Origin of the sequence: Primorskyibacter flagellatus (assembly GCF_048268605.1) — a bacterium.
In the GTDB taxonomy this organism is placed as follows: Bacteria; Pseudomonadota; Alphaproteobacteria; order Rhodobacterales; family Rhodobacteraceae; genus Primorskyibacter; species Primorskyibacter flagellatus.
In genome coordinates this window covers 1-24,344 of the sequence record NZ_JBLWVF010000025.1, presented here as the reverse complement: position 1 = coordinate 24,344, position 24,344 = coordinate 1, and the positions used below count along the sequence as shown (strand labels likewise).

Sequence of the window (24,344 nt, the reverse complement as noted above, 5' to 3'; positions counted from 1 at the left end):
CTCATTGCCGCGGCGCGGTCAGCTTTCCTTCAGGGTCAGCAGATAGGCCACGACGTCCTCGATCTCCTGCGCCGAAAGGATCGGCGTCAGTTCTTCTTCCTTTGCGGCCTTGCCGGTATAGGCATTGCCGGGACGGATAAAGCCGCTAGTCTTGTAGAAGGCGGGCATCACCGACCCCTCGAAGGTCATTTTTGCGTTGGCGACGATGCCGCGCAGCTCTTCTGCACTGCGGTAATCCCCGATGCCGTCCAGAACTGGGCCGACTTCTCCATGGAAGGGCGTATCCTGCAACGCTGTCACCTCGTGGCAGGCAATGCAGTTGCCTTTGGCACGCGATGTCATGATCTTGATACCGTTCTCAGGATCACCGTCCGCGCCGCTGAGCGACGCCGCAACGGCACCATATTCATCAAACTGGACGTCTCCGGGTGCAACGTCGTCGGCTTGCGCCGCCCCCGCTGCCATCACCGCCGCCAGTGCGATCATCGTGATCTTCATGTGTCCTCCCATGCTATCTGTTCTGTCCTCGCGGATAGCTATGTACACCGTATGCCACTGTACGCATCCGACGCAACAACAAATTCACAAAAGTGAATGCCTTCATCGTTGTCACGCGGATCAGTCGGTGTTGCCATCATTTCTTTCCCGGATCATCCGGGCGTGATACCGCTGGAAATCCTCATCACTATCAAGCAGGTATCTTTTCTCTAACACCCAGGTGTACATATCCATCGTCGTGCCACGCGCAAATGCGCCCGGCATCATCGCCACTGCCGCTTGCGGTGCACTCACACCTTCGGGCACATCTTCCGGCAGAAACAGGACGGTGGGCGTGAACAGAATCCCCCATTTCCGGGCCGCCGCCTTTTCGGACATCACCTCGCCGTCGAAATCGGTCATCTCAGTGTCGCTGTGCAGGTTCAGCCGGACGACATAGAAATTCTCGTCGATAAAGGCGCGCACGTCGTCGCGTGAATAGATCTCCTCATGCATCTTGTGACAGTAGACACAGCCGCGCTGCTCAAAGAAAATGACCATGCGCTTGCCTTCGGCATTGGCCTCGGCCAAATCCTCGCGCATGTCCTTGAACGTGTCGCGAAAGAAGGGCTCGTCATACAGCCCGTCATCACCCATTTCCAACGCGACACCCGCGGTGGCAAGGCCGCAGATCAGCAGCACTGCGCCTAGAAGTCGTTTCATGTCATATCCTCCCAGATAGATTCAGCCGAGTGAGCCGAAGGACGGAAACGTCGCCAGCATCCAGTTGCCGATCACGCTTACCGTGTCCGTTGCGATCAGGATAGCAAAGAGGATGAGCATCGCCCCCATCACTTTTTCCACATATCCAAGATATTTGCGGTTTCGCGCCGCCCAGGCAAGGAAAGGCCGGGCAAACAGCGCCGCGATGATGAATGGCGCTGTCATCGCCAGCCCGTAGACCAGCAGCAACAGGCCGCCGCGCCAGATGTCGCCCATCCCGCTGGCGATCATCAGGATAGAGGCCAACGCCGGACCCACACAAGGCGTCCAGCCAAACCCGAAGGCCAATCCCATGACATAGGCACCAAGCACCGTTGTCGGCTCTGCCGTGCTTTCGATGCGGGCCTCGCGGTAGAGCAGACCGATGCGGATCACGCCCAGAAAATGCAGACCGAAGACGAACAGCACCGCTGCCGCGACATAGCTGAGCGGTTGCTTCCACTGTGCGAAAGCCTGCCCCACCACCGTGGCACCCATACCCAGCAACACGAAGATCGAGGTCACACCCAATGCGAAAGCGACCGAGGACAGCACCAGCCGGGACTGCGCGCCATGCGCCACCGCGCCATCCTCGCGCAGCTCGCTCATCGAGATGCCCGCCATATAGCACAGGTAGAATGGTACCATCGGCAGGATGCAGGGGGTAAAGAAACTGAGCAAACCCGCCAGCGCCGCGCCCAGATAGGATATGTCGAACACGCGTGTCGCTCCTTGAATAATTCACATATTCAAATTAAGTTGTGGATCATGGTTTCGTCAATCAGGTCCTGATGGCACAGATCAGAAATCTTCTTGCCGCATGCGCGGTATTTTTCGGGGCTGCCCTGTCGGCAAGTGCTGCGCCGCAGCTTGTCATGGTAGAACGTGACGGCTGTCATTGGTGCGAAGCTTGGAACGAGGTCATCGCGCCGATCTATCCCAAAACCGACGCAGGAGCGTTTGCGCCGCTTCTGCGTGCGGACCTGTACGAGGAACCGCCCGAGGGCGTGCGTTTTGACCGGCCCGTCAGTTTTACGCCAACCTTCATCCTTGTCGATGACGGGCGCGAACTCGGCCGGATCGAAGGCTATCCCGGAGAAGAGTTTTTCTGGGTATTGCTGGAGAAACTATTGACCGACACTACAAGTTACGAGGCAGGCTCTTGAGACCACAGGATTTGATTCAAGACCGCGTAGCCCCTGCAACCCATCGACGAGGACATTAGTGATGCCCCTGCCGGTTCTTAGCCCCGACATGTCGGAAGGCGAACTTGACAAGATCGTTGAAAATGCCACTGCGGCATCGGCGTTTCTGAAGGCGATCAGCCATGAGGGTCGACTTATGATCCTGTGCCATCTGGTCTCTGGTGAGAAATCGGTGACCGAGCTGGAAGACCTGTTGTCGGCGCGCCAGGCTGCCGTATCGCAACAGCTTTCGCGTTTGCGACTGGAAGGTCTGGTCGTGCCCCGCCGGGACGGCAAGGCGATCTACTACCGTTTGGCGGATGATCGCCCGCGCCTGATGCTGGAGCGCGTCTACGAGCTGTTCTGCGCGGAGGATTGATGCGGCGCGCAGCCGAGTTGGGTGAGAGTGCGTCAGAGGGTCGGCTGCGCAGCGAGGATCGGAGCGAGGGGCCAGCCCCTCGCGCTCCCCAGAGTATTTTTACCAAGAAGAAGCAGGGGACACAGAGGCTTTGGGACAGACTTGTGGCGTTTGATCGGCAGGACAACAATTTGTCGGTAATATGAGGACAGGCCTTTACCCGGTCGCGTGGACAGAAGGAAGTTCCGCAAGATGCTCGACATCATGACAGAGGCCCACCTGGTCGCGCTGATCGGCCTTGGTGGCGGGGTTCTGCTGGGCTTGGCGGCGCGGTTGGGCCGGTTCTGTACGCTGGGCGCCATTGAGGACTGGCTTTACGGCGGCTCGGACATTCGCTTGCGGATGTGGGGGGTGGCTATTGGCACGGCGATCCTTGGCAGTTTCGTCCTGATTGGCAGCGGTGTCTTGCCTGCGGGAGAGACAATGTACCTGTCATTGCGCTGGATGCCTGCCGCGTCGATCATCGGTGGGCTGATGTTTGGCTATGGCATGGCGCTGTCGGGCAATTGCGGCTACGGCGCGATTGCACGTCTGGGCGGCGGCGATCTGCGCAGCTTTGTTATCGTGCTGGTGATGGGCGTCTCGGCCTATGTCGTGTTGAGCGGCCCGCTTGCGCCTTTGCGTGCGGCGCTGTTCCCGCCGGTGCCTGTGACCGATGAGGGGGTGCCGGGCATCGCGCATATGCTGGCGGGGGCGACCGGAATTTCCGTTATTTTCTGGGGCCTTGGCATTGGTTTAACCTTGTTGGCAGCATCATTGAGCAGCCGCGCCATGTGGCGCGAACCGGCGGCCATATTCTGGGCGGGGGCGGTCGGGGTCGCGGTGATCTCTGGCTGGGCGGGAACGGCCTGGGTTGCGGCGCGCGGCTTTGCAGGCTTGCCCGTGGTCTCGCATAGTTTCTCGGCACCGATGGGCGAGAGCATTCTGTTTGCGATGACCGGCAGCGCGCGGCCGGTTTCCTTTGCCGTCGGGTCGGTTGCAGGCGTCTGGGCCGGGGCGTTCATCGGCTCGCTTCTCAAGGGGCATTTCCGCTGGGAAGCCTGCGAAGATCCGCGTGAATTGCGGCGTCAGATTCTGGGGGCGATCCTCATGGGGGCCGGCGCGGTGATCGCGCTTGGCTGCACTGTTGGCCAGGGCATCACGGCGTTTTCCGTGCTGGCGATTTCAGCGCCCGTGACCTTTGCGGCGATTTTTGCGGGCGCGGCCTTTGGTCTGCGGCAATTGATCGAAGGCTTTCAGCCCGCAGAGTGATACGCGACCGGAATGGGGTAAAAGGGGGCATTTGTACGCTGGAATTGTACAAATGCCCCAGAAGGTTAGTATGCGGCGATCACCCCGTCTCGGCCAGGCGCGCGACATAGCGCGCCAGCGTGTCGATTTCGAGGTTCACGCGGTCCCCGACGGCCACCCGGCCCCATGTCGTGACCTCTTTGGTATGCGGGATGAAGTTGATACCGAATTCCGCGCCCTCGACCTCGTTCACGGTCAGTGACGTGCCGTTCAGCGCCACGGATCCTTTCGGCGCGATGAACCGCGACAGCGAGACGGGGGCGCGCAAGACAACGCGCGTGCTGTCGCCTTCATCCCGGACGGAGATAACCTCGGCCACGCCATCGACATGGCCCGACACGATGTGACCGCCCAGTTCGTCGCCGACCTTGAGCGCCCGTTCAAGATTGACGTCCCGCCCTTTGGCCCATGTATCCAGATTGGTCCTGGACACGCTTTCGGCACTGATTTCGACATCGAACCAATTGGCACCCAGGTCAATCACGGTGAGGCAAACACCGTCACAGGCGATGGAGGCCCCGATGTCGACGCCGCTCGTGTCATAGGACGTGCCGATCCGGGCGCGCAGATCGCCGCGCTGCTCCAACTGAAGGATTTCGCCCACATCCGTAATTATGCCCGTAAACACGATCTTTTCCCCATTCTGTTAGTTTGACCGAAGCTTCTGGATCGGCCATAGTCATCCGCAAGACTGTAGCTGTGTATATGTAGCCTTTGTATGAGGTATTTGAACAAGTTGAGCAACGAGTCTCCAGATAGGCGCGTGTTCCTGTTTCTTCAGGGACCACATGGACCATTTTTCAACCGGCTGGGTGTGATGCTGCACCACGCGGGGGCAGATGTCTGGCGTGTCGGTTTCAACGCAGGCGATCAAGCCTACTGGACCGATCCGCAAAGCTACATCCCCTACACCGGCACCGTGGACCAATGGCCAGATCGGTTTGGCGAGCTGGTGGATGAAAAATCCGTCACCGACATCGTGCTTTACGGCGATACGCGGCCGATACACGCCCTCGCGGTGAAAGAGGCGCATCGCCGCGGACTGACCGTCCATATCTTCGAGGAAGGCTATCTGCGGCCCTGGTGGGTGACCTACGAACGGAACGGATGCAACGGCAATTCACGCCTGATGGACATGACTGTGCCGCAAATGGTCGAGGCGTTGCGCCAGTCGGATATGGAGGCCCCCCTGCCCCCGTCCCATTGGGGCGACATGCGTGCGCATGTTCTTTACGGCGCGCTGTATCACTGGTTTGTCATGTTCCGGACCGGCAAGTACAAGAACTTTGAGCCGCATCGCAAACTAAGCGTGTCCCAGGAATTCCGCCTGCATCTCAAACAGCTTCTGCTGATGCCCGCGATCGCGGCACGACGACGAATTGCCACCGCGCGTATCCGGCATGGCGGCTACCCCTACCATCTGGCGCTTTTGCAACTGGAACATGATTCCAGCTTTCAGCAGCACTCGCCCTTCACCTCGATGAGCGAATTTCTGGAACTGGTGATCAGCGGGTTCGCCGAGGGCGCCCCGAAGCATCATCATCTGGTGGTCAAGGCGCATCCGCTGGACGATGGCCGCGTCCCGTTCCGCAGGGTCATCGCCCAACTGGCAGAGCGTTACGGGATCAGCGGCCGCATTCACTATGTCCATGGCGGCAAGCTGGCACAGATGCTGAACGAGGCGCGCAGCGCGGTCACCGTCAATTCGACCGCCGCACAGCAGGTGCTGTGGCGGGGATTGCCGCTGAAAGTGTTTGGAAAAGCGGTTTACAACCAGCCGGAATTCGTCTCGGACCAACCCTTGAGGGATTTCTTCGCGGGTGCCTCGCGCCCAGACCGACGCGCCTACAAGGATTATCGGCGTTACCTTCTGGAAACCAGTCAGGTGGCCGGGGGGTTCTATTCCGCGCGCGGGCGCAGGCAATTGCTGCGGCATGTGGTCGACATGATGCTGTCCCACGAGGATCCTTATGATGCGCTGCTGTCGGGCACCGCGGCACCGCGGCAACAGTTGCGGCTGGTGACCTGACCACGGCTATCGCCTGCGCTGGCAATATGGATTGGTTTCCGGTAGCTTCCGGCGGACAGCCGAGGCAAAACAAGAATAGTCCAAGGAAGCCAGACAGTGAAACCAACCGCCACCCGCTGGGCAAAATCCGTGGCTCTTCTGGCCGTCGTGTCGATTCTAGCGTCTTGCGGTCTTCCGCGTGTCGGGCCGAACAAGCGCGAAATCTACGCCGGATCGGTCCAGAAAGACGGCAACGCCTTTGTCGTTTCCGTCGATGATCATGTCACCCGCGCCATTTCTGTTGTGCCATCCTTCGGGTTTTCCGACAGTTTCCGGCATGCGGCAGCCTTGGGCAGCGACACGATTCGCGCCGGAGACACGCTGGGTCTGACGGTCTGGGAAAACGTCGATGACGGGCTTCTGTCAAACGAAGGTCTGAATGCCACCGTGCTGGAAGAGGTTCAGGTCGATGGCAACGGCTTTGTCTTTGTGCCCTATGCAGGACGCATCAAGGCTGCGGGCAATACCCCCGAGGCGATTCGCCGTATCATCACCAACAAGCTGGCCGACCAGACCCCCGATCCGCAGGTGCAGGTGCGCCGCTTGGCCGGGGACGGGGCGGCTGTCAGCCTGATGGGTGCCGTGGGCGGTCAGGGGGTCTATCCGATCGAACGCCCGACCCGCACGCTTTCGGCGATGCTGGCCCGTGCTGGTGGCGTGACAATAGATCCCGAAGTTGCCCAGGTCCGCGTGCTGCGTGGTGGCCAGACCGGCAAGATCTGGTTCAAGGATCTGTACGAAAATCCCCAGATGGACATCGCCCTGCGCGGTGGCGACCGCATCGTGATCGAACAGGACAGCCGCGCCTTTACCGCGCTGGGTGCGACCGGCCAGCAGGCCCGGATGAAGTTTGAACATCAGTCGCTTACCGCGATCGAGGCGATCGCGCAGGTCGGCGGCCTGACGCCCTCTGCGTCGGACCCGACCGGGGTGTTCGTGATGCGCGACGAATCTGCGAGCGTCGCCAATCAGGTTCTGGGCCGCAATGACCTGCAAGGCGATCAGCGCATGGTCTATGTGCTGGATCTGACCCAGCCCAACGGCATTTTCATCGCCCGTGATTTCACCATTCGCGACGGCGACACGCTGTATGTGACCGAGGCCCCTTTCACGCAATGGAACAAGGTTGTTGCCGCGCTCACCGGTTCTCTGACGTCGATCACAACGGCAGATACCGCCGCCACGGCGTTGACGGGCGGCTAACGGGCGCGACATGCATGGGAACGAAACCGCCGGGAAGCCATCTTCCCGGCGTTTCTACGTCTACAATGGCGGTTTTCTGACCCAAAGCCGTGTCCGCCGCATCCTTGCCCTTGCCGGGTATCGCGTCTCGCTGGGCCTGCCGGGGCCGGATGACCTGATCGGGGTCTGGGGCCGTAGCCCGACGGCCCACCGGGGCGAGGCGATTGCGCAACGCCGTGGGACGTCACTGGTCCGGGTCGAGGACGCGTTTTTGCGCTCTGTCCGCACCGGGCGTGATGGTGATCCGCCGCTTGGCCTGTTGATCGACCACTCGGGCGTGCATTTTGACGCCAGCCAGCCCTCTGATCTGGAAAAGCTGCTGCTGGATCACCCGCTTGACGATCCTGCGCTGTTGGCGCGGGCCCGGACGGGCATGGCGCGGCTTCAGACAGCCGATCTGAGCAAATACAACAGTTTTGATGCCGGTCTGCGCGCGCCGGAGCCGGGCTATGTGCTGGTTATTGACCAGACACGCGGCGATGCTTCGGTGACGGCCAGCAACGGTGATGCGGCGCAGTTTCGCGCGATGCTGGACGCCGCTCGGGCAGAGCATCCGGCGCGGCGCATCTTGCTGAAAACCCATCCGGAGACGCAAGCGGGGCATCGGGTGGGCTACTTTCGGTCAGAGGATGCCGGTGGCAACGTGGTTTTGTACGACGGCGCGGCCTCGCCCTGGACGCTGTTGCGGGGAGCTGTTGCGGTCTACACGCTGTCGTCGCAATTGGGGTTCGAGGCGATCCTTGCCGGACATCGCCCGCGGGTTTTTGGCCAGCCCTTCTATGCCGGTTGGGGGCAAAGCGATGACGAAAGACCCGTTGCCCGCCGCCAGCGTCACCTGACGCCGGAACAGCTTTTTGCGGCCGCGATGATCCTGTATCCGCGCTGGTATGATCCGTACCGGGATACGCTTTGCGACTTTGAACAGGCCGTCGAGACGCTGGAGGCGCAGGTACGGGCCTTTCGCGACGACCGTCGGGGATGGGTGGCCGAGGGCATGCGTCTGTGGAAACGCGCGCCGTTGCAACGGTTTTTCGGCAATGAGCGCAAGGTCCGGTTCGAGAATGACACCCCGGCGGAAACCGCCCGAACGAATGGCCTGCGCCATATGGTCTGGGCGGGCAAGGCCACGCCCGGATCGGATGCGGTGCGGGTCGAGGACGGGTTTCTGCGCTCGCGCGGCTTGGGGGCGGACCTGATCCCGCCGCTGTCGCTGGTTTGCGACACGACAGGCATCTATTACGATCCTTCGAAAGCCTCGGATCTGGAACAGTTGATCGCGCAAAGTCCGGACCTGCCCGCTGACCAGATCCTGCGCGCCGAGCGCCTGATCGGCGCGATCACGGCCGGTGGGCTATCGAAATACAACCTGTCGCAACGCTGCCCGGAGCTTCCACCCGGCCACCGGATACTTGCGCCCGGACAGGTCGAGGATGACGCGTCCATCCTGACCGGATGCGGCGCGCTTCGGACCAATCTTGCGCTTTTGAAGGCGGCCAGACAGGCCAATCCCGACGCGGTTCTGCTTTATAAACCGCATCCGGATGTCGAGGCGGGGCTGCGCAGCGGCGCGGTTCCCGAGGCAGGTCAGATCGCTGACAGGGTGCTGGAACAGACCGATATGGCGGGGTTGCTTGAGGCGGTAGATGAGGTCTGGACCCTGACCTCGCTGACCGGGTTCGAGGCCTTGCTGCGCGGTTGCCGGGTGGTAACGCTGGGCGCGCCGTTTTACGCAGGCTGGGGGCTGACGACCGATCTGGGCGAGGTGCCCGGTCGGCGCCGGGCACGGGTGACACTTGCCGGGCTGGTGCATGCCACATTGATCGCCTATCCGCGCTACCGCGATCCGGTGACCGGCCTGCCCTGCCCGGTCGAGGTGATCGTGGACCGGCTGGCCAAAGAACAGGTGCCAAGGCCCGGACCGTTCAACCGAAGCCTGTCCAAATTGCAGGGGTTGTTCGCCAGTCAGGCGCATCTTTGGCGAAGGTAGCTCTGGATTTGGGTGGGTCTTCAAAGCGCAGAGTTCGCGCCGCGTGTGACGGCAAGGACAGGCAAGTGGCGCGGCTACTCCGGCGCTGTGCGACGGGTCCAGCGGTGCATCACATCCGGACCGATTGCGCGCGTTTCGACCAGATCAAACCGCGGCGCATCGGCGAGATGCTCCAGCCCGAGCGCGCCGATCGAAGGCCGCCCCTCGGCACCCAGAGTGACGCCAGCGGTAAAGCCGATCAGTTCATCCACCAAACGTGCCTCGAACAGGGAGGCGGCCAGCGTTCCGCCGCCCTCGCAGAAGACGCGTGTCAGCCCGGCTTGCCCCAACGCTTGCAGCACCGACGTGGGATTCAACTGTCGGCCCAGCAACGTGCAGGGCAGCAAGCGTGCGCCCAACCCCTCCCACGCCTTGTGAAGCGTCGCATCGGCATCCGGACCATGGCAGATCCAGACCGGAACCTGTGACGCGGTGCGGGCAAGCTGACCCATCAGCGGCAGGTCGAGCAGGCGCGACACCACGACCCGCACGGGTTGATGCGCAACGCCCAGACCGCGCACGGTGAGCGATGGATCGTCGGCCCGCGCAGTGCCACCGCCCACCATCACCGCATCGTGCTGGTTGCGTTGCGCATGGACCAGACGCCGGGCATCGGGGCCGGTGATCCACTGGCTTTCGCCGCTGGCGGTGGCGATGCGGCCATCAAAACTGGTGGCGAGTTTCAGGGTCAGCCAGGGCCGCCCCTGTTCCACGCGGCGGAAGAAACCGGCGTGATCCTCGGCGGCCTGCCCCGCAAGAATGCCGGTTGTGACGGCGATGCCCGCCGCACGCAGCATCGCAAAACCACGCCCCGAAACGCGCGGATCGTTATCCTCGAACGGGGCGACAACGCGGGCGATACCGGCCTCAATCAGCGCCTCGGCGCAGGGGGGTGTCTGGCCATGATGGGCACAGGGTTCCAGCGTGACATAGGCCGTGGCCCCGCGTGCGGCCTGTCCGGCCTGCGCCAGCGCCACGGTTTCGGCATGCGGGCGCCCGCCGGGTTGGGTCCAGCCGCGTCCGACGATGCGACCCGCTTGCACGATCACGCAGCCCACCGCCGGGTTTGGCCAGCACCTGCCCTGCCCGCGCCGACCAAGGGTCAGCGCGTGGGCCATATGACGGGTATCGGCCTTTGTCACTTTTCCGGGGCGGGGTCCGGGCGCAGCTCGCTGACGAACTTGTCGAAGTCATCGGCGGCCTGAAAATTCTTGTAGACGCTGGCAAAGCGCACATAGGCCACGGTGTCGATCCGGGCCAGCGCCTCCATCACGATCTCGCCGATCTGCTTGGACGGGATGTCGGTTTCGCCCATGCTTTCCAGCCGCCGCACGATGCCGGAGATCATCTGGTCGATCCGTTCCGGCTCTACCGGGCGTTTCTGCATGGAAATGCGGATCGAGCGTTCCAGCTTGTCGCGGTCGAAATCTTCGCGTCGGCCATTGGTCTTGATCACCACCAGATCGCGCAGCTGCACGCGTTCATAGGTGGTAAAACGGCCGCCACATGCCGGACAGAAACGTCGCCGTCGGATCGAGACATGGTCCTCTGCGGGACGTGAATCCTTGACCTGAGTGTCGATATTTCCGCAAAACGGGCAGCGCATGGGCCATCCCCCTATGTTGATCCGCCTCTGTTTGTAGGTCTATGGGCCCACTTGGGCAGTACTATAGGACAGCCGCTAGGGTTTGGGTAGATGTGTTTTACGCACGCTAGATAAGCGCGAAAACGCGGCGTATCCGCGTCAGTCGACGACCAACGCCAGACCGGGACTATCGCCGCTATGGGGGCAACCGCCGTTGAAGGTCTGCACCACATCGTGGCGCGCGGGACAGCGGCCGGCTTCCGGCGAGATCCGTTATTCCCGCCCATCCAGCCGTAGGGGTGGGTGCCTGCGGTCCGGTCCCTCGCGCTTTTTCATGACGCTACAGCCTTGGCCAAACAGTCGTAGCCCTGTCTTTGGCTGGCGCACTCACCGTCTTGCCTATCTGGGTGATTTATTATCGACAATTCTGTTGACAATATTCTTGGTAGCTTTAACAACAGTGCGGACAGCCGGGGATTGCCGGCACCGAGAAGGAGCGACAAGCGGATGACTGCATACCCCGTGGATACCGGCAATCTGTCCGACCTTCTGTGTGCCATGTTGGAACACGAAGGCTGCGCGCCAGAAGAGGCGCGGATCGTCGCCGATCATCTGGTCGAGGCAAGCGCACGCGGGCATGACAGTCACGGTGTCGTCCGGATTTCACGCTATGTGCAATGGCTGCGATCGGGCAAGATCAAGGCCAACCGCGCGGCAAAGGTGATCGCCGATATCGGCGCGCTGGTGCAGCTCGACGGGCAGTCCGGCATGGGCCAGCGGCTTGCCGGGGAGGCCATTTCCATAGGTATCGAGCGCGCCCGCAGCCACGGAACCGCAATCATCGCGATGCGCCACGCCGGCCATATCGGCCGGCTGGGTGCCTATGCCGAACAAGCCGCGCGGGCCGGCTTTGTCTCGCTGCATTTCGTCAATGTCGGCGGCTCGCGGATCGTGGCGCCCTTCGGTTCGGCCGAAGCGGCCTGTTCCACCGCGCCCATCGCCATTGGCGTGCCCAATCCGGGCGGCGATGATTTCATCCTCGATTTCGCCACCTCCATGGTCGCCGAAGGCAAGGCGCTGGTCGCCGCGCGCGGTGGACCGCCGCTGCCGCCCGAGGCCCTGGTGGGCGGCGACGGTCAGCGGACCTCGGACCCGCAGGTCCTTTATGGCGACACGCTGAATGCGCCGGTGCCAGACCCGCGGGCCGGCACCGGTGCACTGCGCACCATGGGGGACCACAAGGGTTCGGGCCTGGCGCTGGCCTGCGAACTTCTGGCCGGGGCGCTCACCGGGAACGGCACCAACAAGCAGGGCGACGGGATCTTCGGCAATGGCTATGTCGCCATCGTCATTGATCCGGCACGGCTCGACGACACCGGCGGCTTCGCGGCCGAGGTGCGCGACTACATCGATTTCGTCCGCGGACTGCGACCCGAAGCTGGACTCGAGCGCGTGCAGATCCCCGGCGACCCGGAACGCGCGCGGCAGCACCACACCCGGTTGAACGGGCTTACGGTGCCCCCCGGCGTGATGCGGGCCATACTCGACCTGGCCGAAGAGATGGGCCTTGACGCCCAAGGGTTGGAACACGAGGCCATGGCCTAACTGCGAGCGCGGCACTGTGCTCTGTGACAGGATTTGAACCACGAAAGGAAAAAGCATGTCGATTCCGAGCGTACGCGAGATCTGGGAGAACGGCGACAAATGCATCAACGGCTGGTGCGCCATGCCTTCGACGGTGACCGCCGAGATCATCGCGCGGCAGCCGTTCGACACGCTGACGATCGACCTTCAGCATGGGCTGGTGGATTACCAGATGGCCCTGACGATGCTCCAGGCGATGGGCGTGAGCGACGTGCCAAAGCTGGCCCGCGTGCGCTGGAATGACCCCGGCTTCATCATGGCGCTGCTCGACGCAGGGTTTACCGGCATCATCTGCCCGATGATCAACACCCGCGCCGAAGCCGAGGCCTTCGTGTCGGCCTGCCACTACGCGCCGCGCGGGTCTCGCTCTTTCGGGCCGACGCGCGCCTCCATCGCCTACGGCGCCGACTACCAGGAACAGGCCAAGACCCGCATCGCCACCCTGGCGATGATCGAAACCCGCGAGGCGCTGGACAACCTCGATGATATTCTCACCGTCGAAGGGCTCGACGCAGTGTATATCGGACCGTCCGACCTGGCGATTTCGATGGGCTACCCGCCCTCGCTCGAGAACATCGCGCCCGAGGTCGAAGAGGCGATCGTGACGATCCGTGAAAAGGCCCAGGCCGCCGGGCGCTTTGCCGGCATCCACACCGGAAATTCCGCCGTCGCCGCGGCCAAGCTGAAAGACGGGTTCAACCTTGCGTCGCTGTCAACCGACACCAAGATCTTCTCGGCCGCCGTGGCCGACATGCTTCGCAATGCGCGGCCAGACGCGGGTGACAAGACGGTGAAGGCACTTTATTGAACCAGAGTGGAGCGGGAGGCATGCGCAGTTCATGGAAGTGATTGACCAGATCGAGGAAGACATCGTCTTCGGCCTATATCCACCGGGATCCCGGATCGTGGAGGATGCGCTGCAAAAGCGATTTGGTCTCAGCCGCTACCTGCTGCGCAGCATCCTCGGCGAGCTAGAGAACCGCGGATTGGTGACCCGTGTTCCCAATCGCGGTGCGCTGGTGGTGGAGCCGACGCCTGACGAGATCGACGACCTCTACGAGGTGCGCGAGATCCTCGAGTTGCGGGCCGCCGAACGCACGCCGTTTCCGATCCCGCCGGCCGGGCTGGGGCAGATGGAGGAACTGGTGGAAACCCATGCCGAGGCGGCCGCCGCGCGCGACCTGCGCCGGGTATTCCGGCTTAATGTCGAGCTGCACCGACACCAGTATTCGTTCTGCCCCAACGAGATGCTGCAACGGGTGATCGAGGAATACTCGCGCCGCGTGCACAGCATCCGGGCGGTAAAATACAACGATCCGGGGCATCTCGACGTGGTGGTGGCCCAGCACCGCGAGATCGTCGAGGCGATGCGGCAATGCGACACCGCGCGATATGTCGAGGCGGTGCGGGTGCATCTGCCCGATTCCAGCATCGCATACCGCCGCGCCTGGGAGCTGAAACATGGCCGCAGCGAACAGGTGGGCTGAACGCCCCGCGCCGCTGCTGACAGCACCGGCGGATTAAGCAGCATATCCTTTGAAATCGTGCTTGCGCCTCGTGCCGCGGGGTGCGCCCGGCTGCGTGATGAGTAGGTGGACATTTGTGTCAATAAAGTTGTTGACAATCATGGCGGCAATCTGGCTCACTTCCCGCAAGTGGATGAGGAAGAAGACATGAACAGCAAACGATTCCTGATCGGCAATGCCGCGGGGTTTTCCGGCGACCGGGTCGATGCGGCGCTGCCGGTAGTGCGCACGCTCATCTCTCGCGGCCTGCCCTCGGCGTTGTTCTTCGAAGTGCTTGGCGAACGCACCGTGGCGCTGGCGCAGATGGCCCGCAACGCCGACGCCGACAAGGGTTTCGAGCCCATGCTCGACCGGCTGCTGGCACCGGTGTTGGGCCTCTGCCTTGAGCATGGCATCCCGATCATTGGCAATTTCGGAGGTGCCAACCCGCAGGGTGCGGCGCGCCGGATCGCGGCGCTCGCCAGAGAGCTGGGTCTGCGTCCGGTCAAGGTCGGCATTGTCGAGGGCGATGATGTGCGCGGCCTGCCGCTGGAAACATACCCGGTGTTCGAGGCCGATGCCGGGATCGACACCCATGGCGGCGACATCATCGCCGCCAACGCCTATCTCGATGCGCAGCCCATCGTTGCAGCCCTGCGTGGCGGTGCCGACGTGGTGGTGACCGGCCGCACCGGCGATCCGTCGCTGGCGCTTGCCCCGCTGATCTGGCATTTCGGCTGGTCCGCCGAGGACTGGGACAAGCTGGCCGTGGGCGCGGTGGCCGGGCATCTGCTGGAATGCGGCGCGCAGCTTGCCGGCGGCGTGTTCTTCGATCCCGGCTACAAGGACATTCCGGACCCCGCCAACATCGGCTTTCCGATCGCCGAGGTGGAGGCCGACGGCGGCCTGGTGGTGACCAAGGCCGACGATACCGGCGGGCGCGTCAGCGTGGCCAGCGTGACCGAGCAACTGCTCTACGAGGTGCACGACCCGTCGCGCTACGTCACGCCGGATGTCACCGTCGACATGACCGCCATCACCCTGGAGGAGATCGCGCCCGACCGGGTGCGGGTGGATGGCATCGCCGGGCAGCCGCGGCCCGAGGACCTGAAGGTGACGATCAGCCACGACGGCGGCTGGCTGGGCGAGGGAGAGGTCAGCGTGGCCGGCCCCAACTGCCGCGCGCGAGCAATGGCGATGGCGGATGCGCTGCGCGAACGGCTGCGCATCCGACAGCTTGCGGTGCGCAGCCGGATCGACCTGATCGGCATGGGCGCGGTGCATGACAATGACGCAGGCGACCTGACGCGCGCCCACGCCGGGCCCGAGCCCGTCGAGGTGCGGGTGCGGATCGCTGCTGCCGGGCCGCATCAGGAAGATGTTGACCAGGCCGCGCGGGAGGCGCTGGCGATGCTGTGCTGCGGGCCGGCCGGTACCGGAGGGGCGCGCTGGCACACGACCCGTCGGGTCGCCACGCGCTCCTGCCTGGTGCCTCGCCGCGATGTTCCGGCGCAGGCGCGTTTTCTGGAGGAGCAGGCATGATCGAAGTTCCGCTGCACGAGGTCGCGCATGGCCGCGCCGGAGACAAGGGTAACCGGCTGAATATTAGCGTGATCCCCTACAAGCCCGAGGCCTGGCCGCTTTTGGCCGAGCAGCTCACCGAGGCGCGGGTGCTCGAGGTCTTCCGCCACCGCGGAGCCACCGCCGTTCGCCGCTACGAGATGCCCCGGATCAACGCCTTCAACTTTGTCATCGACGATGTGCTGGAAGGCGGCGTGAACACCGCGCTCAACCTCGACGGCCACGGCAAGACGATGTCGTTCCGCCTGCTGGCGCTGCCGGTCCGGGTCGACCGAACCATGCTCGCCGACGCCAGCCCCTGGGCTGAAGACGCTTCGCCAGGCGATGTCGCACAGGCATAGGCACAGGCACAGGCACAGGCACAGAAAACGTAGATTTAGAGAGGAGAGAGACATGAAACTCATGAAAACACTATGCGCGGCCGCGCTCGCCGCGGGTCTGGCCACCGGGGCCGGGGCCGAGATTTACCGGCTGCAAACCAGTCAGAATGCAGGCGATTTCACCCTGCAATATTTGCAGAATGTCTGGGTGCCGCGCCTGACCGCGATGAGCGGTGGCGAAATCGAGCTGGAGCTTTTGCCGATCAATTCCGTGGTGCCCGCCGCCGAAGGGCTTGATGCCGTGTCGATGGGCATTCTCGACGGGTTCCACGACGCCGTCAGCCGTTCGACCGGCAAAGACCCGGCCTTCGGCATGTTCGCCGACATGGTGGCGGCCTATGACACCCCCGACCAGGGCCAAACCATGTGCATGAATGCCGGCGGCAAGGCGTTCCTGCAAAAGCTGGTCGACAAGTATTCCGACAACATGGTGCATGTGGTCGGCTGCGCCCCCTACACCCGTGAATCGCTGCCCGCTGCGGTGCCGATCCGTGGCGTCGATGACCTGAAGGGCCTGAAGATCCGCGCGCCCGAGGGCCTGCCTGCCGAGCTTTTCAGCCGCGCAGGGGCCACATCGGTGCCGATCCCGTTCTCCGAGGTCTATACCTCTCTGGAGAAGGGCATTATCGACGCCGCGGATGCCAGCGCCTATGTCAACAACCATGCGACCGGCCTGCACAAGGTGGCCCCCTACCCGATCCAGCCCGGCATCCACAGCCAGGCGATCCTGTACCTCACCTTCAATAAGGACGTATGGGATGCCTTTACGCCCGCCCAGCAGGAAATGATCAACACCTGGTACATGGCCGCGTTGCCCGACCTGCGCCGCTATTCCAACCTGGAAGACTACAAGATCATCGCCAAGGATCGCGCCGGCGGGACCAACGTAAAGGAAATCATCGACTGGTCGCCCGAGGACCGGGCCAAATTCCGCGAGATCGCAAAGTCGGTCTGGGAAGACTACGCCAAGCTCTCGCCGCTGGCGCAGGAGGCCTATGAGGTACAGGTGCAGTACCTGCGCGACGCCGGCCTGCTCGAATAACTCCGCAACTCCCTTGCGTCCGGGTTCGGGCGCGGGGGAGCCACAGCGGGGCGGCGGCGAACGCCGCCTCGATTTTTCCGCATTGCAGACGAGGCTGAGAGAACCGAATGCCGACCGATACCGAAATACTCGATTTCGACACCGCCCGCCATCCGGGCCGGATGCCGTCCGTGATCGCGCATTTGAGCCGTTTCATCGGCCACGCCATCCCCCCGCTTTATCTGGTTTGCGCGGCGATCACCGTCTTCGAGGTGTTCACCCGCTATGTGCTGGCTTCGCCCACCCAATGGGCCTTTGAAGTCGTGATGACGCTCTGCGCCCTGGCCTGGGTGCTTTCGGCCGGCTACGTCACGCTCTATCGTCGCCATATCGCCATCACCGTCATCACCGACATGGCCAGCGAACAGACCCGCCGGGCGCTTGGCATGGTCTCCACCATCGTCAGCGCGGTCGCGATTTACATTCTGCTTGAAGCCTCGCTGACGCCGATGCTGAAGGCTGTCGACCTGGTCCAGCGAACCGGCAGCGGCTTCAACTCGCCGATGCCGATGATGCTGAAGATCGGCCTGGTCGCTGGCACCGTGCTTTATGTGGTGCAGTTGTTCGGCAACCTGTTGGAAGATGTCAAGAGCCGCCTGTGGCGTAAGGTCGTCACGATTGCCGGCATCGTGCTGGCGCTGCGCATCCTGGCGCTCCTGCTCGATCATTATCTCGGCAGCAGCGCCCTTACCGATTTCTTCTGGTCGCTGTTCTCGCCGCTGGAGCCGCTGAGCAATCTGGGCCGCGAGATGGATATCCGATCGCTCCCGCTGAGCTGGGTTACCGTCTTCATCGTTGCTGCCTTGCTGGTGTTGATGATGACGGGCATGCCGCTGGGCGTGGCGACACTGACGGTGTCGATTTTCTGCGCGCTGCTCTACTTCGGTCCGCGCGGTCTGTTCCTGGTGTCGTCCAACGTCACCGGGCTGCTGGAGCATTACACCCTGGTCGCGGTGCCGCTCTTTGTCCTGATGAGCTGCATTCTCGAACGCTCCGGCGTCGCCAAGGACCTGTTCGACGCGATGAGCATCTTCGCGGGCAATCTGCGCGGCGGCGTGGCGGTGCAAACCACTGTCGTCGCCGTGGTGCTGGCCGCCATGACCGGCATTATGGGCGGCGAGATCGTGATGCTGGGGCTCGTCGCGCTGCCGCAGATGCTGCGGCTGGGCTACGATCGCAAGCTGGCGATGGGGGTGATCTGCGCCGCCGGCTCTCTGGCCACGCTGATCCCGCCCTCGATCATCATGATCGTCTATGGCCTTGCGGCCCAGGTCGGCATCGGCGACCTGTTCATGGCCGGCGCGTTACCGGGCATGCTCTATGCCTCGCTCTACATCCTCTACATCCTGGTGATCTGCCGGCTCCGGCCGCAAATGGCGCCGACCTCCTCGGAGATCGCTGAACGCGCCGGAGAAGAGCAGACCCTGGCGCGCCACCGCCTGATCGCGGTGATCATGGCGCTGCTGGTCATCGGCATGGTGATGGGCAGCATCTATGCCGGCATCGCCTCGGTCACCGAGGCCGCGGGCGTCGGCGTGATCGGTGCCTGCATCGTCGCCGCGATCCGCATGGAACTGAACTGGAAGATGCTGCTCGACGCGCTGATGCGCACCACCACCACCGTGGGCACCATCATCTGGCTGGTGCTCGGCGCGGTTAGCCTCGTGGGCATCTACAACGTCATCGGTGGTGCCGCCTTCATGCGCGAGCTGTTCACCGGGCTCGACATGCACCCGATGCTGATCATCCTGCTGATGATGGCGGTGTTGATGGTGCTGGGCACGTTCATGGAGTGGATTGCGATCGTCTTCATCACCGTGCCGATCTTTGCGCCGGTGGTGATGGATCTCGGCCCGGCGCTCGGGCTTGAACCAGAGCAAGCGGCGCTGTGGTTCGGGGTGCTCTTCGTGATGAACATGCAGATCTACTTCCTGTCGCCCCCCTTCGGCCCCGCCGCCTTCTGGCTGAAGAGCGTGGCCCCCAGCGACGTGAAGCTGCAAGAGATCTTCGTGGCGATGCTGCCGTTCATCGTGTTGCAGATCATCGGTCTCGCGATGGTTATCATGTTCCCGCAGATCGCCCTTTTCCTTCCGGAATACCTCTCGCAATAGGAGCGAACCATGGCACCTGACGAACGCGAAGCCACAGACCCGAACTATCGCCCCTGGAGCTGGATTGCCGGCTTCATCCTGGCCGCGGTGGTGGTCTGGTTGATGTTCGAGCTGTCCCTCCAGATCGGCTGAAACCTTACGGCAGGGCGACCCTCCCCCAGCTCTGCCGCAACTGCCCGGTGGCCGATCACCGGGAAATTCTCTCGGTCTCGCCACCGGGTGCATCCCTGAACGAGGGCGCTCATGACCTTTAATTATTGCGTGATCGGCGGCGGCATCGTCGGGCTGGCGACGGCGAGGGCACTGCTGGAGCGGCGGCCCGGCGCAAGGCTGGTCGTGCTCGAAAAAGAGACCTGGCTGGCGACCCATCAGACCGGCCACAACAGCGGCGTCATCCACTCCGGCATCTACTACGCACCCGGTTCTCTGAAGGCCGAACTGTGCCGCGACGGTGCCGAGGCTACCAAGGCCTTCTGCCGCGCGCATGACATTCCGTTCAAGACCTGCGGCAAGCTGATCGTCGCCACTGATGCGCTCGAGATGGAGCGGATGGACGCGCTCTACCGCCGCTCCATCGAGAACACGGTCGAGGTGGAGCGGATCGACCGCGAACGGCTGGCGGCGATGGAGCCAGACATCTCGGGCCTCGGCGCTCTGCTGGTGCGCGCCACCGGCATCGTCGACTATGCCCGCGTCTGCGAGGCGATGGCCGCCGACATCCGCGCTGCGGGCGGCGAAATCCGCCTGCAAGCCGAGGTGACGGGCCTCAGCGAAGGTGACGGGGAGGTAACGGTTGGGGTCAGCGGACAGGACACGCTGCACGCGCACAACCTCGTGGTCTGTTCCGGCGTGCAGGCCGACCGGCTGGCGCGCATGGCCGGTCTTGCCCCCGATTTCCGCATCGTGCCGTTCCGCGGCGAGTATTTTCGCCTGGCAAAGCGCTGGGAGGGCAGACTGCGCCACCTGATCTACCCGGTGCCCGACCCCGACCTGCCCTTCCTCGGCATTCACCTGACCAACATGATCGACGGCTCCATCACCGTCGGACCCAATGCCATGCTGGGCATGGCCCGCGAGGGCTATGACAGGTTCGCGGTGAACCTGCGCGACATGGGCGATGCGCTGCTTTTCCCGGGCTTCTGGAAGTTGCTCGCCGCCAACCTCCGCCCCGGCCTCGAAGAGCTGCGCAACAGCCTGTTCCGCCGCCGCTACCTGGCGCAATGCCGCAAGTATTGCCCGACGCTAGAGCTTGACGATCTGGAGCCGATAGAGGCCGGCATTCGCGCCCAGGCCGTGGGTCGCGACGGCAGCCTGATCCACGACTTCCTGTTTCTCGACACGCCACGGGCCGTTTTCGTCTGCAATGCGCCGTCGCCCGCGGCCACATCGGCGCTGCCGATCGGAACACACATCGCCCAGCGGCTGCTCGAACGCCCGGGGGCCGCACGCCCCGTCTTGACCCATTGAGGAGGATCGCCCCATGAATACGACCACGTTCCCGGTCAGAACCCGACCACAAGCCCCAGGCCGGCCGGGCTTTCGCCCCATACCGGAGCGGGAGGTCGCATGATGGCCCGCGTTTTGGTTCTCGACCCGATCCACCCCGATGGCATGGCGCTCTTGCAAGCGCGCGACGACATCGAGATCGTGCATCTTGAAACGCCGACCGAGCAGAAAATCGCCGCGCAGATGCCGCAGGCCGATTACCTCTTGCTGCGCGGCCGCACCGTGGCCGAGGCGCTTTACTGCAATGCCCCGCGCCTGCGCATGGTTTCGCGCCATGGCGTCGGCTGCGACAACCTTAACTCCGATCAGCTCCGCAGTCTCGGCATCGGCGTCGCAATCACCGCCGATGCCAACTATGTCGCGGTGGCCGAACACGCGATGATGCTCACGCTCGCCGCCTGCAAGAATCTTGGTCAGGCGCAACATGTGGCGCGGAACGGCGATTGGACGGTGCCTGAAAATCGCGGCGCGCGGGAGCTCTGCGACGCCGAGACGATGGTGTTCGGCTTCGGCCGGATCGGTCGGGCCTATGCACAGCGCGCAGCGGCCTTCGGAGCGCGGATCCGGATCTTCGATCCGTATCTTCCCGAGGACGCTGCTCTGCCCGACGGCTACCGGCGCGCGACCGATATTTTGGAGGTTGCTGACGCCGACGTGATCAGCCTCCATATGCCGCTTTCAACCGAAACCGCCAACCTCTTCGATGCCACGCTCCTGGCGCAGCTCAAGCCGGGGGCGATCGTGGTGAATACCGGGCGCGGCGGCGTGGTCGATGAAGCTGCCGTGGTGGCGGCGCTGGAAACCGGAACGCCGTCGATCTACGCGACCGACGTTTTCGCAAAGGAACCGCCCGCGCGCGATGACCCGCTTCTCAAACACCCCGGTGTGATCGTGACCCCGCATTCCGCTGCAATGACGACCGAGAGCGTGCGGCGTATGGCGATGCGGTCGGCGCAGAACATCCTCGACCATCTGGACGGAACACTTTCCCCCGAGATGGTGGTGCTTCCTGTTGGCAGGGGCGTGGACGGGTAGATAGAACGTACACCGCAGAAAGAACCGTTGAGCCTCTCAAGTTTGGAAAGAAGTGGATGACCACGCCCGGAGTCCAACAGATGCTTCAACGCAAGTTGAGGGTCCTGCGACCCATGGTGCGGGTCGGCCATGTCGCGAAGACTTGACCAAGCGTACAATTGGTTCGCCGCTCACAACGTATCGGATATGATCTTTCCCGATCGCGAAGCCACAATCCGGCAATGCCGGACCGTCAGGGCCTTCCTGATGAGGCTTGGCCAATAAGCCACCCAGCAGTTGCGAGCCCTGCCACTGGCGATGCGCGCAGCAGGGCGGACGACCGCTTTACCGCTTCGGAAAGGACACGGGTGCGTAGAGAAGCCGACAGAAATTCCGGCGCGCCGAGACGCCTGTTATTTCGGGCCAGCGGCACCGAAAATGGAAGACTCCGGTTCTACGGACGAAATGGACCCCCACCCTCTCGATGGTTCCCACGCCCTACACCGCGCGCGATGTGAACCAGTTTGTGTACCACTTCGAGGTAGAGACGCAAGGACGGCGGCTTGACCTATGCCTATCCCAGTGAAAACTAACGTGCTTTAAGGGGGTTGGCTGGGGTGGTAGGATTTATTGTCATAATATCAGATCCTTAACAACTTAAAGAAGTTGTTCTCATTTCCCAGATTGAAAATCAAGTTTGAATGACGTGGGTGTCACGCCGCTCTTCTGTAAAGGATTCTGATCTCTCTCTTAAATTCGAGGATCCGCTTATCCACCAACGAAAGCAGCGCCCAAATCAATTATTTTGGATTTTGTCGAAACGATGCGAAGATCACTGGCCGATGTTGGGCTTCGTGAGCATCAGCCAGACGACCACCAGAACCGCGGCAAATGCCCGGAACCCAAAGGCGAGCCACCACTGGAATAGACGGTGATATTCATCGGGCAGCGCCTTGCCTGCCTCATGCGCCTCGCGCGCCAGATCCCGCATTCGTATCTGCATCCAGACCACGGGAAGCCAAAACATCCCGACAAAGACGTATAGCCCGAGCGACAGGACGACCCAGCCTTCAAGCAAAGACCAGCCGACGTTTCGAGCAAGAAGGTAGCCGGTGATCGGTTGGACAAGTGCTGCGGTCGCGGTGAATGCAGTGATCTCGACGTGGGGGAGGTGCGAGTTGCCTGTTCAGGCAGTTTTGCCCAGCTGTTCTACCGGTGTCTTCTTGCGCTTATGGGGACACGCCCCGGCTCCTGATCCATCTGGAAGCCGCCCCACAAGACACCGTTGTTTCCGGCGTTTTGGATGGGCGCAATGCCCCCTTCCCCAGACACACCTATCCTGCAGCGATTGTGACGGTGATCCCGAGTGCAGTGAACCGGTTCAGCACTGCCGCACGGAACTGTACCTCGGCGACCTGACGATCAAGTCGCGGGCCATGAGGCGCTGACCGAATCCTTTCACGGAATTCATCCGCTGACCGGCAGGGTATCGCGCTGCGATGTCCCGAAAGGTTTTGTTTCGGCACGGCTTCGCCGGTGATATTCACTCCAGCGCCACCAGAGCGCCCGACCGAGATATGTCGAGGTGCGCAGCGCCTCGTTTCGTGCCCTGGCAACGGCGGTGGTCGTGCTCCATGGGCTGGCATTGCGGCGAGGCGGGATGATTGCGGCAGCACCGCGGTCGGCAATGGCGTCGTGACAATTCCGTGTGTCATAGGCACCGTCTGCGGTGACGGTCGCGATCTCTTGGGTCGATCTGGCTCAGAAATTCTGGCAGCATCGGCGCGTCGCCGATATTGCTTGTGGTGACCTCGACGGCGCGGATTTCCAGTGTTTCCTCGTCAATTCCGAGATGGATCTTGCGCCCGACCCGTCGTTTCGAACCATCATGCTTGCGGGCATGCCACTCGCCTTCATGCTCCACCTTGATCCCGGCGCTGTCCACTGCCCGGCAGTGCATCACAACGTGATGTCACGAGAGGGGATCAGCAGATGCAACTGTCCTTTGGAGCCGCGATACGGGATCGTCACATCCAGAGTCTTTTGCCGAGGACTGAGGGTGCTGAAGTCACGCACGGACCAATCGAGCCCGGCCAGCTTCAGAAGGCTCGCAACAAAACCGGTCGTCTGCCGAAGCGCCATGCCAAAGAGAACCTTCAGTGTAAGGCAGGCCTGTATGGCAGCATCGCTGTAGCTCTGTTGGCGACCGCGTTTCCCGGATGGCGCAGCCTCCCACACCATCGCAGGATCAAACCAAACAGTTAGCGATCCGCGCTGTCGCAGCGCCCGATTTTAGTCATGCCAGTTCGTCGTCTTGTAGATCGTCTTTGCGGATATGTCATGCACGTCAGCTACCACACTGAATTCACACAGTGAATCCCAGAGGCTCCTTGTGCAACATGTATAACCGCCCCTTGCGCAAGAGGATTCTTCAGAGCTGATTTTGGCGCGTCATCGGGTGCTGACATGT

The 24,344-nt window shown here is 62.8% G+C and carries 23 protein-coding genes and 1 pseudogene; 16 read left to right on the top strand and 8 right to left on the bottom strand.

The genetic code is table 11. The annotated features are described in order from the left end of the window. Positions 1-18: 18 nt before the first annotated feature. From soxX to ACN0WV_RS17760, 3 genes are all read right to left on the bottom strand, one after another. Positions 19-498, bottom strand: coding sequence for a sulfur oxidation c-type cytochrome SoxX (gene soxX, locus ACN0WV_RS17770; protein ID WP_417607574.1), 480 nt, complete (start codon positions 496-498; stop codon positions 19-21). A 120-nt stretch (positions 499-618) separates the two neighbouring features. Continuing rightward, positions 619-1,200, bottom strand: a complete 582-nt coding sequence (locus tag ACN0WV_RS17765) for a thioredoxin family protein (protein WP_417607572.1) — start codon at positions 1,198-1,200, stop codon at positions 619-621. A gap of 21 nt (positions 1,201-1,221) precedes the next feature. Further along, positions 1,222-1,959, bottom strand: a complete 738-nt coding sequence (locus ACN0WV_RS17760; RefSeq protein WP_084354213.1) for a cytochrome c biogenesis CcdA family protein — start codon at positions 1,957-1,959, stop codon at positions 1,222-1,224. Positions 1,960-2,030: 71 nt separating this feature from the next. Between ACN0WV_RS17760 and ACN0WV_RS17755 the strand changes: the two genes are divergently transcribed. The 3 genes from ACN0WV_RS17755 to ACN0WV_RS17745 all read left to right on the top strand — a co-directional run bounded on the left by ACN0WV_RS17755 (position 2,031) and on the right by ACN0WV_RS17745 (position 4,092). Further along, complete coding sequence (locus ACN0WV_RS17755) at positions 2,031-2,405, top strand: hypothetical protein (RefSeq protein WP_417607569.1); 375 nt, start codon at positions 2,031-2,033, stop codon at positions 2,403-2,405. Positions 2,406-2,466: 61 nt separating this feature from the next. Next, positions 2,467-2,802: an ArsR/SmtB family transcription factor gene (locus ACN0WV_RS17750; protein ID WP_084354212.1), complete on the top strand. Its 336-nt coding sequence runs from the start codon at positions 2,467-2,469 to the stop codon at positions 2,800-2,802. Between the two features lie 231 nt (positions 2,803-3,033). Continuing rightward, complete coding sequence (locus ACN0WV_RS17745; RefSeq protein ID WP_417607567.1) at positions 3,034-4,092, top strand: YeeE/YedE family protein; 1,059 nt, start codon at positions 3,034-3,036, stop codon at positions 4,090-4,092. A gap of 79 nt (positions 4,093-4,171) precedes the next feature. Here ACN0WV_RS17745 and ACN0WV_RS17740 read toward each other — a convergent pair whose 3' ends face one another. After that, positions 4,172-4,759, bottom strand: coding sequence for a riboflavin synthase (locus tag ACN0WV_RS17740; RefSeq protein ID WP_417607565.1), 588 nt, complete (start codon positions 4,757-4,759; stop codon positions 4,172-4,174). A gap of 90 nt (positions 4,760-4,849) precedes the next feature. Here ACN0WV_RS17740 and ACN0WV_RS17735 point away from each other — a divergent pair, with 90 nt between their 5' ends. The 3 genes from ACN0WV_RS17735 (at position 4,850) to ACN0WV_RS17725 (ending at position 9,428) form a co-directional block, all read left to right on the top strand. Continuing rightward, positions 4,850-6,160 carry a capsule biosynthesis protein gene (locus ACN0WV_RS17735; protein ID WP_417607563.1) on the top strand — a complete coding sequence of 437 codons (1,311 nt, stop codon included), beginning with the start codon at positions 4,850-4,852 and terminating at the stop codon, positions 6,158-6,160. Positions 6,161-6,256: 96 nt separating this feature from the next. After that, positions 6,257-7,402, top strand: a complete 1,146-nt coding sequence (locus ACN0WV_RS17730) for a polysaccharide biosynthesis/export family protein (RefSeq protein WP_084354208.1) — start codon at positions 6,257-6,259, stop codon at positions 7,400-7,402. Positions 7,403-7,412: 10 nt separating this feature from the next. Continuing rightward, complete coding sequence (locus tag ACN0WV_RS17725; RefSeq protein WP_417607560.1) at positions 7,413-9,428, top strand: capsular polysaccharide biosynthesis protein; 2,016 nt, start codon at positions 7,413-7,415, stop codon at positions 9,426-9,428. Between the two features lie 74 nt (positions 9,429-9,502). Here the strand turns inward: ACN0WV_RS17725 and ribD are convergent, their stop codons facing one another. Together ribD and nrdR are read right to left on the bottom strand one after the other, a co-directional pair. After that, on the bottom strand, positions 9,503-10,609 hold the full coding sequence (gene ribD, locus ACN0WV_RS17720) for a bifunctional diaminohydroxyphosphoribosylaminopyrimidine deaminase/5-amino-6-(5-phosphoribosylamino)uracil reductase RibD (RefSeq protein WP_417607558.1): 1,107 nt from the start codon (positions 10,607-10,609) through the stop codon (positions 9,503-9,505). Beyond that, positions 10,606-11,073, bottom strand: a complete 468-nt coding sequence (gene nrdR, locus ACN0WV_RS17715; RefSeq protein ID WP_084354205.1) for a transcriptional regulator NrdR — start codon at positions 11,071-11,073, stop codon at positions 10,606-10,608. Before nrdR ends, ribD begins: the two co-directional genes overlap by 4 nt. Before the next feature lie 486 nt (positions 11,074-11,559). Here nrdR and ACN0WV_RS17710 point away from each other — a divergent pair, with 486 nt between their 5' ends. From ACN0WV_RS17710 to ACN0WV_RS17665, 10 genes are all read left to right on the top strand, one after another. Beyond that, entirely contained in the window at positions 11,560-12,657 is a 1,098-nt protein-coding gene (locus tag ACN0WV_RS17710; RefSeq protein ID WP_417607554.1) for an Ldh family oxidoreductase, read from the top strand. A 55-nt stretch (positions 12,658-12,712) separates the two neighbouring features. Continuing rightward, the gene (locus ACN0WV_RS17705) at positions 12,713-13,504 is read left to right on the top strand and encodes an HpcH/HpaI aldolase family protein (RefSeq protein ID WP_417607552.1); all 792 of its coding nucleotides are present in this window, start codon (positions 12,713-12,715) and stop codon (positions 13,502-13,504) included. Between the two features lie 31 nt (positions 13,505-13,535). After that, on the top strand, positions 13,536-14,183 hold the full coding sequence (locus tag ACN0WV_RS17700) for a GntR family transcriptional regulator (protein ID WP_417607551.1): 648 nt from the start codon (positions 13,536-13,538) through the stop codon (positions 14,181-14,183). Positions 14,184-14,369: 186 nt separating this feature from the next. Then, on the top strand, positions 14,370-15,743 hold the full coding sequence (locus ACN0WV_RS17695) for an acyclic terpene utilization AtuA family protein (protein WP_417607549.1): 1,374 nt from the start codon (positions 14,370-14,372) through the stop codon (positions 15,741-15,743). After that, positions 15,740-16,123, top strand: a complete 384-nt coding sequence (locus ACN0WV_RS17690; RefSeq protein WP_417607547.1) for an AtuA-related protein — start codon at positions 15,740-15,742, stop codon at positions 16,121-16,123. Before ACN0WV_RS17695 ends, ACN0WV_RS17690 begins: the two co-directional genes overlap by 4 nt. A 52-nt stretch (positions 16,124-16,175) precedes the next feature. Further along, positions 16,176-17,204 (top strand): TRAP transporter substrate-binding protein DctP, encoded by a 1,029-nt coding sequence (dctP, locus tag ACN0WV_RS17685; protein WP_417607545.1) that lies wholly within the window; start codon positions 16,176-16,178, stop codon positions 17,202-17,204. A gap of 107 nt (positions 17,205-17,311) precedes the next feature. Beyond that, a complete protein-coding gene (locus ACN0WV_RS17680; RefSeq protein ID WP_417607543.1) occupies positions 17,312-19,354 on the top strand; it encodes a TRAP transporter large permease subunit in 2,043 nt (680 codons plus the stop codon). A gap of 9 nt (positions 19,355-19,363) precedes the next feature. Beyond that, complete coding sequence (locus tag ACN0WV_RS17675; RefSeq protein ID WP_417607541.1) at positions 19,364-19,486, top strand: hypothetical protein; 123 nt, start codon at positions 19,364-19,366, stop codon at positions 19,484-19,486. 111 nt (positions 19,487-19,597) lie between these two features. Continuing rightward, on the top strand, positions 19,598-20,821 hold the full coding sequence (lhgO, locus tag ACN0WV_RS17670) for an L-2-hydroxyglutarate oxidase (RefSeq protein ID WP_417607539.1): 1,224 nt from the start codon (positions 19,598-19,600) through the stop codon (positions 20,819-20,821). 102 nt (positions 20,822-20,923) lie between these two features. Further along, the gene (locus tag ACN0WV_RS17665; protein ID WP_417607537.1) at positions 20,924-21,895 is read left to right on the top strand and encodes an NAD(P)-dependent oxidoreductase; all 972 of its coding nucleotides are present in this window, start codon (positions 20,924-20,926) and stop codon (positions 21,893-21,895) included. 811 nt (positions 21,896-22,706) lie between these two features. Here the strand turns inward: ACN0WV_RS17665 and ACN0WV_RS17660 are convergent. Together ACN0WV_RS17660 and ACN0WV_RS17655 are read right to left on the bottom strand one after the other, a co-directional pair. Next, on the bottom strand, positions 22,707-23,030 hold the full coding sequence (locus ACN0WV_RS17660) for a DUF2269 family protein (protein ID WP_417607600.1): 324 nt from the start codon (positions 23,028-23,030) through the stop codon (positions 22,707-22,709). A 178-nt stretch (positions 23,031-23,208) separates the two neighbouring features. Then, a pseudogene (locus tag ACN0WV_RS17655) lies at positions 23,209-24,157 on the bottom strand (IS5 family transposase). Positions 24,158-24,344 lie beyond the last annotated feature (187 nt).

Coding starts and splice junctions, on each gene's coding strand:
- soxX (WP_417607574.1), bottom strand. CDS start 498: ATGAAGATCACGATGATCGCACTGGCGGCGGTGATGGCAGCGGGGGCG.
- ACN0WV_RS17765 (WP_417607572.1), bottom strand. CDS start 1,200: ATGAAACGACTTCTAGGCGCAGTGCTGCTGATCTGCGGCCTTGCCACC.
- ACN0WV_RS17755 (WP_417607569.1), top strand. CDS start 2,031: ATGGCACAGATCAGAAATCTTCTTGCCGCATGCGCGGTATTTTTCGGG.
- ACN0WV_RS17750 (WP_084354212.1), top strand. CDS start 2,467: ATGCCCCTGCCGGTTCTTAGCCCCGACATGTCGGAAGGCGAACTTGAC.
- ACN0WV_RS17745 (WP_417607567.1), top strand. CDS start 3,034: ATGCTCGACATCATGACAGAGGCCCACCTGGTCGCGCTGATCGGCCTT.
- ACN0WV_RS17735 (WP_417607563.1), top strand. CDS start 4,850: ATGAGGTATTTGAACAAGTTGAGCAACGAGTCTCCAGATAGGCGCGTG.
- ACN0WV_RS17725 (WP_417607560.1), top strand. CDS start 7,413: ATGCATGGGAACGAAACCGCCGGGAAGCCATCTTCCCGGCGTTTCTAC.
- nrdR (WP_084354205.1), bottom strand. CDS start 11,073: ATGCGCTGCCCGTTTTGCGGAAATATCGACACTCAGGTCAAGGATTCA.
- ACN0WV_RS17710 (WP_417607554.1), top strand. CDS start 11,560: ATGACTGCATACCCCGTGGATACCGGCAATCTGTCCGACCTTCTGTGT.
- ACN0WV_RS17705 (WP_417607552.1), top strand. CDS start 12,713: ATGTCGATTCCGAGCGTACGCGAGATCTGGGAGAACGGCGACAAATGC.
- ACN0WV_RS17700 (WP_417607551.1), top strand. CDS start 13,536: ATGGAAGTGATTGACCAGATCGAGGAAGACATCGTCTTCGGCCTATAT.
- ACN0WV_RS17695 (WP_417607549.1), top strand. CDS start 14,370: ATGAACAGCAAACGATTCCTGATCGGCAATGCCGCGGGGTTTTCCGGC.
- ACN0WV_RS17690 (WP_417607547.1), top strand. CDS start 15,740: ATGATCGAAGTTCCGCTGCACGAGGTCGCGCATGGCCGCGCCGGAGAC.
- dctP (WP_417607545.1), top strand. CDS start 16,176: ATGAAACTCATGAAAACACTATGCGCGGCCGCGCTCGCCGCGGGTCTG.
- ACN0WV_RS17680 (WP_417607543.1), top strand. CDS start 17,312: ATGCCGACCGATACCGAAATACTCGATTTCGACACCGCCCGCCATCCG.
- ACN0WV_RS17675 (WP_417607541.1), top strand. CDS start 19,364: ATGGCACCTGACGAACGCGAAGCCACAGACCCGAACTATCGCCCCTGG.
- lhgO (WP_417607539.1), top strand. CDS start 19,598: ATGACCTTTAATTATTGCGTGATCGGCGGCGGCATCGTCGGGCTGGCG.
- ACN0WV_RS17665 (WP_417607537.1), top strand. CDS start 20,924: ATGGCCCGCGTTTTGGTTCTCGACCCGATCCACCCCGATGGCATGGCG.